The organism is Emticicia fontis, from assembly GCF_054779675.1.
The window spans coordinates 59716-73849 of sequence record NZ_BAAGXU010000051.1 but is presented as its reverse complement, the minus strand read 5'-3'; the positions used below and the strand labels follow the sequence as shown (position 1 = coordinate 73849).

The following is a 14134-nucleotide window of genomic DNA, read 5'->3' as shown; positions in this document are numbered from 1 at the left end:
AACAGGACTCTTATTTAATTTTCTGTGGGTCAACCACAGCATATTTGATTGATTTCTGATTTTTTTCCAGATGATAAGAATAAGTCATGTGCAAAAGACCATCTTTCGTCTGAATTAAAGACGGGTACGAAAACCCACCTTTATTGGGTTCATGATCTTCCATCCGGATTTTCCATTTCCAGGTCTTGCCTTCATCGTCTGATAAAAACAGGCTCAGGCGATAGCGACCATCATAAATATCATTGCCCAGAAATACCCATCGGCCATCGTTCAATACCAATAGCTCAACACTGGCCGTATTAGGTATGTCCATTTTAACGGTTGCCGACCAACTCTCACCTTTATCGGTCGATTCACTATAATGTACGCGGGTCGGACTATCGCCGCTATCGCGCATATAGGCTACCAGATTACCATTTTTCTTTTGAACCACAGCCGGTTGTATTGGCCCACGACCTACCAATGGCAGGCTAGGTCGCCAGGTAGTGCCATTATCATCTGATATAGCCATTAGAGACATATTAAAACCATCAGAGTATAAAGGGAGAATGATTCGGGCATTAGGCATTAATAGCGGTTTGATTCTCGTCATCCAGCCGATGCTGCGTTTGGTGGCATCTTGGCTGGCTTCACTAATCATTCCATCATATTCAGGGGCATAACCCGCCCAGCCATGATGCGTGTCAGGTAGGCTTTTCAATCTGGCGGCTACTTCTTTGGCAAAATCATCATTGGGTTTTAGCAAGATATTATCCTGCCAGTTCCAGACAGGCGCACCGCTTTGGTTATAATCGGTTGAGGTTTTGAATCTTAAGATTGATTGTTCCCACTTATTAGCCTGCACCGCAATCCATACCAGAAAGAGTTTGTTTTCCTGATTGAGAAATAAAACCGGATTACAGTCAGGTAAATTGGGTGTATCGGCCATCAGGAAAGGCTCACTCCAGGATTTATCTCCCTTTTTGAGTCTTGCGCCCATAATCCGTACATCATCAGCTGTTCGCTCACCACTGCCCTGAAACCAGACTGCCAGAAAATCTCCATTGGGCAAACTCACAATACTACTGCCATGCACGTGTTTTTCCTGTGTCGGAAAAATCAACATAGAATTGGTGATGGCTGGGTTTTGCGCCAATAATATTTGCGCAAAAAGAAATATAAATAGGGTGTATATAAACGGTCTTTTCATTAATGATTTATGTGGTTAGGAAAAACCTATTAAAAATATAACCCATCCCTAACCCTTCCGCATCGGCGGTCTGACCCAACAATGGGGAAGAGAATAATTACTCCTCTCTCCATTGTTGGGGAGAGGTTGGGAGTGGGGTGTTTTATTTCACCTTCTTCCGTCTCTCCATCAATTCACGGAAAGTAGTCAGAATTATGCCTTCTGATTCGATATACTTCTTTAATTCAGGGCTCATCATCGATAACATATCTGCATATCTTGAGCCACCCGAGGCGCTGATTTGTTTAAACTCATCTGTAATATCGCTGCTATGTACAATCATCATGGCTACGCCGGGCTGCATACTTTTCAGGGTTTCTATAAATTTCTGGGCTTTATATTTACCCCATTCCTCGGGAGTAGTATTGCCTTCCGGTTTCCAGTCGCCGCTGATAGTGTGGAGGTCATCTAAGACTGGCAGACCCGCTTTCCATATCATTTCACCAACTGGTTTAGTTTGTTTAAGCATGGCTGGCACGGGTAGTTCCATACCGTCTTTCCATTGGCCTTTGGCTTTCAGGCTTTTGATTAACGGTGCATTCTGGCACTCAATCAACAATTTATTATTACCGCCCGGAAACATCACCGGAATTCCATATTCAATACCTATCTTAATATAGCGTTCCAAAAAAGCCTGACTGGCAAAGAGCGTACCCATGTGAGAATCCAGATGCGTAGGTTTCAGGCCAATCTTCATGGCTCTTTCTACCTGTGCTCTTATTTCTTTTTCTACCTCATCAGCCGAAGCGTTTTTTACCACCTGTTCTACTGTATGCCACATACAGGCCTCTTCATCAACCAGACCAGGGGCATGTTGGAATCCTGCTACCGGAGCCCAGCGATAATCTTTCCATTCCGACGTCAATGTCAGGTGAAGCCCTGCATCCAGATTAGGATTAGATTTCTGGATATAGTTTTTGATGAAACTCGGCGCCCATCCACAAGGCATCATAATACTACAAGAAGTGGCTACTCCTTTTTCGATCGATTTGATTGCGCCCTGATTGGACGAATAGGACATTCCACAATCATCCACATGGAAAATCACTACTTTTTTGCCTTTCGGGAAGCCTAGTTTCTCGGCATAGGTTTCTTGGGCATTTGCATAGATTGTTGACACCAGAAGAAAACAGAATAATAAATGCGTTTTTAGCTTTGTCATGAATATAAATGGTTTATTGGATCATGTTTAAGTATTTCCCCATCCAGTAAGGCAATAGCCAGAAAACGGGCTCTCTTTCTACCTGTGGGTCTCCACCACGGGCATCCCATGGATTTTTATCCCAACGAACGGTTTTTCTGATACTGGCAGGTGGAAGTTTGGAAACCTGCATTTCATCTAATACAATGCTGCGCACCAGCTGAATATCTTCCCGTTTGGTATGGTCTATATGCCAGTCTACCAGATCAAGCGGAGTATCTTTCAAAAAGTCAACCGAATTATCAATTTCAGCCTGTTTCTTGCGGGAATAACAATAAATAAAATTTATGAGCGGATTATGGTCGGCTTTGCGTTTTTCAAACCATTCATCCATATGTTTTTCATAGAAAGCTAATCTTTCAGGATCTGTTTCTGATTTCAGCAAAATAGGGTAGAGGTAGGCCTGTAACATGGTATCGAAGTAAATAAACCAGGCTCTGTTCTGGTTGGGCACTTCGGCCATATTGTCCAGATAATGCTCTTCGTTGATTAATCTCACGTAATGTTTCTGATACTTTTCATCTTTGGTGATATAATGCGCAAATTTCAGAAAAGCCAGCATTTCCATCGAATTCTGTGCCTGATCAGGTGCCCACTCAGGATCACGATTCAATTGGTCTGGCGACCAGACCGACCATCGGGTTGCTTGGCCATCCACGTCAACAAAATTGAAATCATGCTTAATCAGATAATCAACAATCCGCGATACGTGTTTTCTGATAATCGCTTTTTCTGCTTCATCGGCTACTAATTCGTAATAAAAGAAATAACCAAACATATGCCCGCACATTTCATCGCTACTCGTGTCGCCTTTCCATAGCCATTTACCATCTTTTGATTTTCGCCAACGTACTTCCACTGGTTTAAAGCGTGGTTCTTTCACCAATTCATCAGCCAATTGTGTGGGTGTAAAAGTACGGTTGCCATCATGCACAAAATCCCATGAGGATGGTACAATAGTACGGGCAAAGAAACCTTCTGTATCAGTTATTTCCTGTAAGAGTTTCAGGAAACCAAACGCTTTTCGCGCATTTTCTTTGGCTTCGGGGCTTTTGGTAGCCGCATATCTGAAAGATTCCATCGCCAGATAATTGCCGGTATATTCACCATCATTGTCATCATCTTCCGGTTGCCAGGAAGTTGTATCTCCCGGTATCCTTAAATGTGCTTGGCCGGCAATCCATGGCGCACGGATATGCCGCTTCATGGTTACATCCATAAAGAAATCATTTTTTTGAGCCAGCGTCATTTGTCTTTTTTTGATGGCACTAACGCCTTTAGGCGTAGCAACCCAGGCATTGCCATGGGCATCAAAGGCTATGTCATTCACATGATCGTCTAATAACCAACGGCGACTGAAAAGCATTGAATAAGTGCTATCTATTGTATCACCATGCGGTTTATAGCGTACCAGCCCTTGCTCTGTGCCTACCCATAAGGTACCATCAGGGGCATTGTCAACACAGGTCACAAAAACAGTTGGCAAACCTTGTCTGGTGGTAATCTCTCTTAACTTGGTTTCATTTTGAATGATGCTTACCCCTCCCAGGCCACCAGCCCAAAGGTTCTGATTGCTGTCAAGAGCCACTCCCTTGATATACCCGCTTATTACTTTATCTTTATTGCGATAGTATCTCGTTTCTTTGGCTGAGGTATGATATAAGCCTACATCGCTGGCAATCCATAACCCTCCCTGATTATCAGAAATAACATCTCTGATAGAACGAGGTAATTGAAATGCCTCTTTGCTTGACTGAGGTTTGTTGAATTGCTTGCCGTCAAATCTCCAGATTCCCTTTGGCCCTAAAGCATAAACACCTTCTTTGGAAACGCAGATAGCCGAAATGGGGGCAACTACACCTGTCAGTTTTTCTAATTGTGTACTTTTATATCGATAGATGCCGTTCCAGGTACCTATCCATACAACAGAATCCTCACCAACTTCTACCGAGTAAGCCGGCCCTTTGTCTTCTCCGTTTTGGATAGCAGTCCAGGTCAGTTCGTTAGGCTTTTTCATGAATACACCCGACGCAGTTGCTGCCCATACATTCTGTGCTTTGTCGACAGTGATACTTCTTACTTCATTTTCTTCCGCATTGGTGCTTATGGGATAGGCTTCATGATATTCCTGCCAGAACGGCTCGTCTTTATAAGTAGTTTCAGTATTTTGTTTCTCTGATGATTTACAGGCATACATAAAAAGGGCTAATCCGGTACTTAGAATTAAGTAAAGGATAGTTTTTTTATTTGTTATGTTCAGAGAAATTTCCATATGATAATTCAAAAGTTAAATATTTAACCACGGAGTAACACTAAGCAAACGTCGCCCGGTTCTGCACTGAGTGTCACGGAGTTGTAATTAAGTAAAATCACTCAATCACTAAATCGCTCATTCACTCAATTACTTACTAAATGAATAAGGCAGTGCTCCCGCACCAACTCCCCACGATTTATTGGGTGTTGCCCCCATCTCAAAAACCAATTCGCCACCAGCCATAATCTCTGATTGGTCGATATAAGTGCGATTAAATGGTTGGCCATTTAAAGTAGCCGACTGGATATAAATATTTTTAGCACCGTTATTTTTAGCCCTAATGCTAAAAGTCTTATTGTCTCTTACCTTGATTTTTACTTCTTCGAATAATGGGCTGCCGATGGCATATTGGCTACTACCCGGTGTAACCGGATAAATACCCATGCTGCTTAATACAAACCACGACGATAATGAACCCATATCTTCATTGCCACAAAGTCCACCAGTACCAGTACGATAGAATTTCTGCATGATTTCACGGGTATACTTCTGGGTTTTCCATGGGGCAGAAGCATAATTATAGAGATAAGCCACATGGTGCGAAGGTTGATTGCCTTGAACATATTGCCCGATAGTACCCACTACACCCACATATTTTGGCTCACTGATAGAGGCATCCATCTCAAAAAAGGTATCCAGACGTTTGTTGAAGGCTTCATCTCCACCCAGAAGATTTACCAGCCCTTTCGCATCATGCTGAACCGACCATAAATATTGCCAGGCATTTGATTCGGTATAGTGGCGCATCGGGCGACGACCTACCAGTAAAGGGTCAAAGTATTGATAGTATCTATGTTCACCAACAAAAACGGTATCCTGTTCATTATTGCCTTTCTCTGGAAGCCATGTGCCGTTTTTCAAACGTGGACGCATGAATTGTGTGGCCGGGTCAAACACGTTTTTATAATTCTGTGCACGCTTATAGAAAAGAGCTGCATCTTCTTTTTTACCTAAAGCCTCAGCCAATCGGGCTATACACCAATCGTTATAAGCGAGCTCCAGAGTATTTGGTACTGATTCTGTAACTACATCGCAAGGAGCATAGCCTAAACTCATGTAATCGGTCAAACCCGAGCGACCTGCTGATGCCGGAAATGGAGCTGGCGGCAACTCTAAAGCCTTCCGTTTCATAGCTGCGTATAAGCCCTCAATATCCCAGTCTCTATATCCTTTTATATAGGCATCAACAATTACAGGCACGAGGTGGTCTCCAACCATGCCTTGTCCGAATACATTTCTGAAATGCTGGGCAGGTAACCAGCCATACTCTGAGGTCTTGGCAGCAATAGATTTTACAAGATCATTGACATGATTCGGTGCAATGATAGTCAGCAAAGGATGTTGGCTTCGGTAAGTATCCCAACAGGAGAAGTTCGGATAAAAGTCATAGCCTTTTGCGGTATGCACTTTGTTGTCCATACCCATATATTCCCCGTCTACGTCTTGCCCGATATATTGAGCTAAAATACTTCGGTAAACAGCTGTATAAAAAACCTGTTTCTGCGATTCGTTATCAGTTGTGACAGCCACTCTTTCTAATTCTTCGTTCCATGCTTTGCGGGCATTTTCTTTTACTTTATCAAAATCCCAGCCGGGTAGTTCAGCTTGCAGGTTTTTTCTTGCGCCATCAAGGCTTACGAACGAAATGGCGACTTTGGCTAATATCTGCTCGTTTTCTTTGGTGGCATAACTTACGAATGCACCGACATTTAATCCTTTTTCTTCATTTTTATAAGGCCAGAAGCCCTCTGCCGATTCGGGTGTATTATAATCCGAATCCCAGGTGCCATAATAATCAAATGGTCTGCTGAATTTAGCTACGAAATAAATCATGGTGCCATTGGCATCCTTATAGCCTTCAATAGTTGAGTCTCCTACGATTTTCAACACTGAGTGTCCACTTTTATCATCTTTCCCAATCTCATGCCCTAAGTCCAGCAGAATATTCGAGCGTCTTGCTTTCGGAAAAGTATAGCGGTGCATACCTACTCGTTTGGTTGTTGTCAATTCAGCTTTGATGTGGTCGTCTTTCAGCAGTATGCTATAATAACCGGGCGAAGCGCTTTCATCAGCCTTATTATATCTCGAACGATAACCCGAATCCGGATTTTCTTTCGATCCCGGACTTGTCTGAATTTTATCATTTACCGTAGGCATCAGCAGAATATCACCTCCCGAGGTCATACCCACACCGCTGAAATGCGTATGGCTGAAACCCATGATTGAACTATCGGCATAGCTATACCCGCTGCTATAAGTCCAGCCTTGCGTATCGTGGTCGGGACTTAGTTGTATCATACCAAAAGGCATCACCGCTCCTGGAAAGGTATGTCCGAAAAAATCGGTACCTATCATTGGGTCTACATACTCTACGGTTTCTTTATTACAGTCGGACGAGCAAGATTGTATGCCTAAAGCAGTCATCATACAAACGATGGCAAGCCAGAGGGAATACGTTTTTTTTAGGGTTGAATATTTTTCAGGACGGGTGTTCATACAAAGCAAGATTGCTTAGGTTAGTGAATTATAAATTAATTACTTCAACAAGGCGATTCAAGACTATTGATTAAAGAAAAAAAACAATATTTTCAGGGTTTTTCGGTTTCTACTACGGTAATTGAGTGATTGAGCGGCCGCCGCGCGGCGATTGTGTGAATGAGTGATTAAACGATAGAGTTGAAGTAATGTCTAATCCTTGTAATAACTCTATAAAATATATTTAAACTTAAGCTATGATTATTAAACGTATGCATTCAACCTTTTTAAGTCTTGCTCTTGTGTTTTTTGCTTCTACACAGGTGTGGAGTAAAAATTTTGAAAATAGTTTTAGATTGGATACTACCTATACCCAACATCTGAATTTAAAATATGGTCCTGCTGAGGGTAATGCTAATATGCTCGACCTCTATTTGCCTGATACTCATATGGCAAAACTGATAATCTATGTGCATGGCGGCTCGTGGAAATGGGGTAGTAAAAATGATTTTCCTAAAATATTGGTTAATGCACTTACTGCAAAAGGGTATGCTGTGGCAGCTATCAATTATCGTTTACTGAAAGAAGACAAAAATCGTTTTCCTGCACAAATTGAGGATTTGAAAAATGCCATCGCTTTCCTGACGGCCAATGCCAATACTTATGGATATAATGGAAAAGAATTTGCCTTATTGGGGGTGAGTGCCGGAGCGCATCTATCCTTATTATATACTTATAAGCACGATGCGCAGAAGCAGATAAAAACGGTAATAGATATTGTTGGGCCAACTGATTTGACAGATAAGGTTTTCAGAGATAATCCTTCGGCAAGTGCTATTATCAATCAGTTTTTGGGTGATGCTAATCCACAGGCGGCTATCGCAGTTGAGGCTAGCCCGATTTATCATCTGAAAAAGGAAACAGGTGTACCCACTATTATTTTTCATGGGGAAAGCGATGAATTGGTGAATGTGAATCAATCGAAGGAGTTGTATAAGAAATTGCAATTATTGGGCATTCAATCGCAATTGGAATTATACCCCGGTGAAACGCATGAAATGCGGAAGAGCTTGTTTAGTATTTATACGAAATTGGGGGTTTGGTTGCAGAAGGTGTATTCGGCGCAATAGATTTAATTCTGTTTTTTTGTAGAGACGTATCGCAATCGCGCGGCGAACCGTACGTCTCTGCAAAAGACCCTATCAACGTTTATTTCTTCTCCTCCAATCGATTATATTTTTTCATAACAATCTTCAATCTATCGTGCGGGATACCGAAATATTTATTGCCATTGATACCTTCCATGTCTTCGGCTGCTATCAGGGCATTGATGATGGCTTCTTCTGTGGCTTCTACTGTTGCTTTGAAGGCAGGGTCTAACTGCCACTTAGGTAATACCTGCCAGGTCTCTTTTATATTATCCTTATTATATATAGGCGTAGCTGTAGAAAAAGCCAGAAAAATTTCACCAGAACCATGGTGCGAAAAAGTACCCGTGCGGGCAATGCCATGTGTCACTCTTTTGGCAATGAGTTTTAATTGATTGGGTAATAGTGGTGCGTCTGTTCCTACAATGGCAATGATAGACCCATCTTTCCGTTTCTCCCGATTAACGATTGGTTGTAAATCCTGAATTTCTTTACCCACTGGCACACCTGCTATTGTTAGCTCATCGCGCCTGCCAAAGTTGGCTTGTACAAATACCCCTAAAGTATATTGTACAGAATCTATCGTAAATACTCTTGACGCAGTGCCGCTGCCACCTTTGAAACTATAAAGCGCCATGCCTGTTCCGCCACCAACATTGCCTTCTGCTATTTTTCCACTCTTGGCCTGGTTGAGGGCTTCAAATACGTGTTCTTTTTTTACATGGAAACCATTGATATCGTTTAATACGCCATCCCATGTTTCACCAACTGTTGGGAGGCCGAAAGAAAAATCTACAAAATCTCCTTTCGAGAATTTCCTGAAACTCCATTCGCCAATGGCATCTTTTACAATTCCTACGCTATTGGTATTCGTAATGCCTATTGCCCCATAGCCTGTGCCGAAATCATCAAAGTAAGGCAGACCAGTCAGTTCACCATCGCCGTTCAGAGAAAACCAGGCCGCAGGATAGCTTGCGTCGGTTTTACCTTTAGGCAATATAACAGTCACACCAGTTCTGACAGGCCCTTTGCCCACCTTCAATTCACCTGAGCCACTGCTTAATGTTTTATAGCCTACCTCAACACCGGGCACATCGGTAATGGCGTTGTTAGTTCCTGTCGCTCCGTCGAACGGAATGCCCAGATCTCGTGCCCTTGGCTTTTGCGCAAATAGCTGATAGGGAAGAGTGGATAGTAGAAAAAAGAGTAAATGTGATTTTTTCATAGAGTTGTTTTATACAGTTTTTCAGATTCTTTTTTAAAGATAGCAGAAATGTTTTTAGCGCAAAAAAATTGCAAAAACTGCGGCTTTGAAAGCCCTAATTTTATCAATTCATTATTAAAATACCCTCCAATTTTAGCTTAAAGTTAATAATTAGGGGGTGTGCGCTTTTTGAGGATTATTTTACGTAATATGCGAATGAGGTCTGTGAAAATCCTTGTATATTTATTTCATAATTGTTCAGTCTTAGTTTATTAAAGCCAAACACGAAGTTTCAACTGCCGGTTTTTAACAGGTCTCTTAGTAAATAATCATTGTGTTTTATAGCATTTCAAAAAAATCGCAGCTCATGCAATGATAAAATTATGGCTGATTTGATTTAGTATTATTGTGAGAATATTTTGTATTTATTTGTGTTAATCTGAACTCTCTTTTTATCAATATAATTTTTAACACCTACCTTAAATTTAGCTTACTCATGGAAGCACTAGATCACATAATCATGAAAGTCGCCGAGGGAGACAGTACGGCCTTTACTAAATTATATAACCATTATAAAGAGCCGGGTATCCGATTTTCAATGGCTATCGTGAAAGATGAAGAGGAAGCAGAAAATATGTTGCACGAAGTTTTCATTAAAATCTGGAATCGCAGAGAACAGATTAACCCTGAGCTGAACTTCAATTCTTACATCTTCACCTGCCTGCGCAATCTGGCTTTCGATTATCTGAAAAAAATAGAAAGAAGCCAGACACTTCAACATCAATACTTGCAAATGATGGAAGAAGACCATCATAGCACCTCAGAAGCCGAAGAAGCAAAAATAGTTTTGTTACGAAATGCCATGAATAGTCTTCCTGCTAAACGCAAGATGATTTTAAAGCTGAATGTGGAAGACGGTAAGTCGTATCAGGAAATTGCCGAAATGATGCGAATCTCCAAAAATACCGTTAAAAATCAATTGGTTAAGGCAAAACAGTTTCTACGCGGCAGTGTAGATTTAGGTCTGGCGCTCTAAAGAATTTCTCCTGTTTAAAATTTATATTATCATTACCCAAACCCAGTAGTACATTTTATCACTTAAACAGTAATTCAGTTAAATTCAAATAAAAACTTGAGTTACAATTCTATCTTCACTTTAAAAACACATATTATGAAGTTAAACTTTACTCTCCGAAGCATGCTAAGGGGGCTGGTTTTTTTCGGTATCCTGTTAGGGGCTTGCGCTCCTAAGGTTTGGGCACAGTCCCGGACTATCACAGGTAAGGTAACATCCAAAGAGGATGGTATGGCCATGCCCGGTGTAAACATCCTGTTAAAAGGCACTCAAAAAGGAACAAGCACTAACGCAACCGGTAACTATTCAATCGAGGTTAGTGGTAGCAATGCCGTTTTAGTTTTTTCATTTGTAGGTTACGAAGCCACTGAAGTGCCGGTAGGAAACAGAAGCACCGTAGACCTTGCAATGGATTTAAGTTCTGAAAGTTTGAAAGAGGTGGTTGTGACTGCCTTGGGTATCAAACGTGAAGAAAAATCATTAGGTTATTCAGTAGGTAAAGTAGATGGCAAAGATTTAAGCCGTATCTCTAACGAGAACGTTTTGAATGCCATGTCGGGTAAAGTTGCCGGGGTAGCTATTAACTCTACTGGTGCAACTGGTTCATCAGTAAGTATGGTTATCAGAGGTGCCAAATCATTGAGCAACGATAACCAACCATTATTCGTAATCGATGGTGTACCTATCATTAACTCCCTGAACAACGTTGGTCAGATTGGTAGCGATAACCGTGTTGACTATGGTAACGCGATTTCTGACTTAAACCCTGAAAACGTTGAAAGTATCTCTATCCTGAAAGGACCAAGTGCTGCGGCGCTTTATGGTTCAAGAGCGGGTAATGGTGTGGTAATCATCACTACTAAAAACGGTTCAAAAGCAAAGAAAATGACTGTTAGTTTAACTTCTAACACTGTTTTCGATAATCCGTATCGTTTCCTTGATATGCACTCTAAATTTGCAACTGGTATCCTTCCTTTCACACCAGACAACAACCCTTATCCGGGTGGTGTTTTGATGATTGACGAAGGTTCTGCTGGTGGTGTAGGTCCTGAATTGAATAAAGGTTATAAAGCCATTCAATGGAACAGCCCTAAAGATGCAAGTGGTAAACCAATTCCGACAGAATTGATTTCTCACCCGAACAACGTAAGAGATTTCGTACAAACGGGTATCACTACTACAAATGGTATCTCAATTGCTAACAGCAATGATTTCATGAACTACAGAGTGTCATATTCAAACATGACTAACCGTGGTATCATTCCTGGTTCTGACTTGTTCAAAAACTCGTTAGCTATTGCTACTTCATTAAAATTGAGCAATAAATTAAGAGTAAGTACAAATATTGATATCAGCCGCAACAATTCAAACAACCGTCCGGCAAGTGAAAGAGGTTCTAACCCATTACAATGGGCTTATGCGGTATCTCCTCACATCGACATCAATGAGTTGAAAAATTACTGGGTACCAGGACAAGAAGGCTTACAACAATTAACGCAATCAAAAGGTAACTACAACAACCCTTGGTTCTTGGCTCACGAAATCAAAAATGCTTTCGAAAGAAATCGTGCATTTGGTAACATCAAAGCTGATTATCAGATTACGCCTGAGTTAAGCTTAATGGCGAGATACTCAGTAGATACTTATAGCGAAAACCGCGAAACCAAAATCGGTAATAGCTATACAGGTGAGCCTCGTGGTGCGTATGGTTTGATTAACCTGAAACGTTTTGAAGGCAACGCCGATGTATTGGCTACTTATAATAAAAACCTGAAAGATTTCTCTCTTTCGGTGTCAGCAGGTGCTAACTCACGTAATTCTGAATACAGAGATGTGACAAACAGAAGCCGTAGCGGTACTGGTCTGATTATTCCTGGTTTATTTACTTTGCAGAATATTGCGCCTGCAAACCTTGAGTATATCAGCACGCTTCAAAGAAAAGTGGTTTATAGTGCTTACGGAATGGCTAACTTAGGCTATAAGGATATGATCTTCCTGGATTTGACAGCCAGAAATGACTGGTCAAGTACGCTTCCTTCTGCCAACCGTTCGTATTTCTACCCAGCGGCTTCATTGAGCTTATTGGTGAATGAAATGTTTGCTACTTCATCGCCTAACCTTAATATGTTGAAACTAAGAGCAGGTGTTGCACAAGTAGGTAATGATACAAACCCTTATGCTTTGATTAACACTTTGGCTAACAATGAGGCTTGGGGTGGTTTGACTCGTTTGTCGAAATCAGGTACTATCTTATTACCAGATTTGAAACCTGAAATCTCTACTTCTTATGAGGTTGGTGCAGATTTAACGATGTTCAAAAACAAATTGAGAGTATCTGGTACTTATTATATGGTAGAAAACAAAAACCAGATTATCCCTACAAAACTTCCTCCGTCGACAGGGTTTACTTCTAAAAATATCAACGCTGGTTTGTTAGTGAGTAAAGGTGCTGAAATCACAATCGGTGGTACTCCAATCGAAAGAAATGGTTGGAAACTTGATTTGACAGCTAACTTCTACAGAAACAGAACGGTTATCAAATCGTTGAGCCCTGGTCTTGATTTCTATACATTATGGACAGATGCGAAAGGTGGTGCATGGACTTACGTAGGTGAAACTATCGGTGATATCTATGACTCAGAATTAGTAACTGTTAAAGATCCATCATCTAAATATTATGGTTACCCGATCTTAGATGAAAACGGTTCTTGGCAATCAGTAAGTGCAAGTAACTCTCGTAACAAAATCGGTAACTTCAACCCTGATTTCATCATGGGCTTGCAAGCTGCTTTGACTTACAAAAACTTCACTTTGAACATGGTATTTGACTGGAGACAAGGTGGTGATTTCGTTTCTCAAACATACCGTTATGGTGAGTCTGACTTGAAATCTCAACGTTTCTTGGATAACCTGATCAACCCACATGGTTTAACTGGCGATGCACTTCGTAATTATCTGGTTGATAACGATTTAGTAAGAGTAACTGGTAACAAATTCAATATCGTAGGTGGTCCTACTGCTGAATACGGTGGATATCCGTTTGAATATGGTGGCAACACTTATATGTATGGTGTATTTAACCCAGGTGTAATTGCTCAATACAATGAAGCAGGTCAGATCACTGGTTATACTGAAAACTTAGGTGGCCCTGGTACTAAAATCATCCCTTACGGTGACAACTATCCTTGGGATTTTACAAGAGCTGCTTTGTTTGATGCTTCTTATATCAAATTGAGAGAGGTTTCATTGGGTTACGACATCCCTTCTTCATTCGTGAAGAGATTAGGTTTGCAAAGTGCTAACTTCTCGGTATATAGCCGTAATATCATGCTTTGGACAGCTGCCAAAATTGGTATCGACCCAGAGATGGCATTCCAGCCACAATCAGGTGCACAAGCTGGTACTCAATTCAAACAAGGTATCGAAAGATATAACGTTACTCCTTGGGTGATTCCAGTAGGTTTCAAACTTGGTTTAACATTCTAAAAA

The 14134-nt window shown here is 41.2% G+C and carries 8 protein-coding genes; 3 read left to right on the top strand and 5 right to left on the bottom strand.

Going from position 1 to position 14134, the window contains the following annotated elements; all coding sequences use genetic code 11:
• Positions 1–10: 10 nt before the first annotated feature.
• From ACYVFA_RS21320 to ACYVFA_RS21305, 4 genes are all read right to left on the bottom strand, one after another.
• Positions 11–1189, bottom strand: a complete 1179-nt coding sequence (locus tag ACYVFA_RS21320) for a sialidase family protein (protein ID WP_460473890.1) — start codon at positions 1187–1189, stop codon at positions 11–13.
• A gap of 142 nt (positions 1190–1331) precedes the next feature.
• Positions 1332–2390, bottom strand: coding sequence for a polysaccharide deacetylase family protein (locus ACYVFA_RS21315; RefSeq protein ID WP_460473889.1), 1059 nt, complete (start codon positions 2388–2390; stop codon positions 1332–1334).
• Positions 2391–2403: 13 nt separating this feature from the next.
• Complete coding sequence (locus ACYVFA_RS21310; protein WP_460473888.1) at positions 2404–4701, bottom strand: ligand-binding sensor domain-containing protein; 2298 nt, start codon at positions 4699–4701, stop codon at positions 2404–2406.
• Positions 4702–4830: 129 nt separating this feature from the next.
• Positions 4831–7239, bottom strand: a complete 2409-nt coding sequence (locus ACYVFA_RS21305; protein WP_460473887.1) for a GH92 family glycosyl hydrolase — start codon at positions 7237–7239, stop codon at positions 4831–4833.
• Between the two features lie 251 nt (positions 7240–7490).
• Between ACYVFA_RS21305 and ACYVFA_RS21300 the strand changes: the two genes are divergently transcribed.
• Entirely contained in the window at positions 7491–8348 is an 858-nt protein-coding gene (locus ACYVFA_RS21300) for an alpha/beta hydrolase fold domain-containing protein (RefSeq protein ID WP_460473886.1), read from the top strand.
• A gap of 79 nt (positions 8349–8427) precedes the next feature.
• On the opposite strand, the gene ACYVFA_RS21295 is transcribed toward ACYVFA_RS21300, so the two are convergent.
• Positions 8428–9591: a DmpA family aminopeptidase gene (locus ACYVFA_RS21295; protein WP_460473885.1), complete on the bottom strand. Its 1164-nt coding sequence runs from the start codon at positions 9589–9591 to the stop codon at positions 8428–8430.
• A 475-nt stretch (positions 9592–10066) separates the two neighbouring features.
• Between ACYVFA_RS21295 and ACYVFA_RS21290 the strand changes: the two genes are divergently transcribed.
• Positions 10067–10606 (top strand): RNA polymerase sigma factor, encoded by a 540-nt coding sequence (locus ACYVFA_RS21290; protein WP_460473884.1) that lies wholly within the window; start codon positions 10067–10069, stop codon positions 10604–10606.
• A 135-nt stretch (positions 10607–10741) separates the two neighbouring features.
• Complete coding sequence (locus ACYVFA_RS21285) at positions 10742–14131, top strand: SusC/RagA family TonB-linked outer membrane protein (protein ID WP_460473883.1); 3390 nt, start codon at positions 10742–10744, stop codon at positions 14129–14131.
• The last annotated feature ends 3 nt before the right edge of the window (positions 14132–14134 follow it).

Excerpts from the sequence above, each read along its gene's own strand:
- ACYVFA_RS21320 (WP_460473890.1), bottom strand. The coding sequence starts at position 1,189 with ATGAAAAGACCGTTTATATACACCCTATTTATATTTCTTTTTGCGCAA.
- ACYVFA_RS21315 (WP_460473889.1), bottom strand. The coding sequence starts at position 2,390 with ATGACAAAGCTAAAAACGCATTTATTATTCTGTTTTCTTCTGGTGTCA.
- ACYVFA_RS21310 (WP_460473888.1), bottom strand. The coding sequence starts at position 4,701 with ATGGAAATTTCTCTGAACATAACAAATAAAAAAACTATCCTTTACTTA.
- ACYVFA_RS21305 (WP_460473887.1), bottom strand. The coding sequence starts at position 7,239 with ATGAACACCCGTCCTGAAAAATATTCAACCCTAAAAAAAACGTATTCC.
- ACYVFA_RS21300 (WP_460473886.1), top strand. The coding sequence starts at position 7,491 with ATGCATTCAACCTTTTTAAGTCTTGCTCTTGTGTTTTTTGCTTCTACA.
- ACYVFA_RS21295 (WP_460473885.1), bottom strand. The coding sequence starts at position 9,591 with ATGAAAAAATCACATTTACTCTTTTTTCTACTATCCACTCTTCCCTAT.
- ACYVFA_RS21290 (WP_460473884.1), top strand. The coding sequence starts at position 10,067 with ATGGAAGCACTAGATCACATAATCATGAAAGTCGCCGAGGGAGACAGT.
- ACYVFA_RS21285 (WP_460473883.1), top strand. The coding sequence starts at position 10,742 with ATGAAGTTAAACTTTACTCTCCGAAGCATGCTAAGGGGGCTGGTTTTT.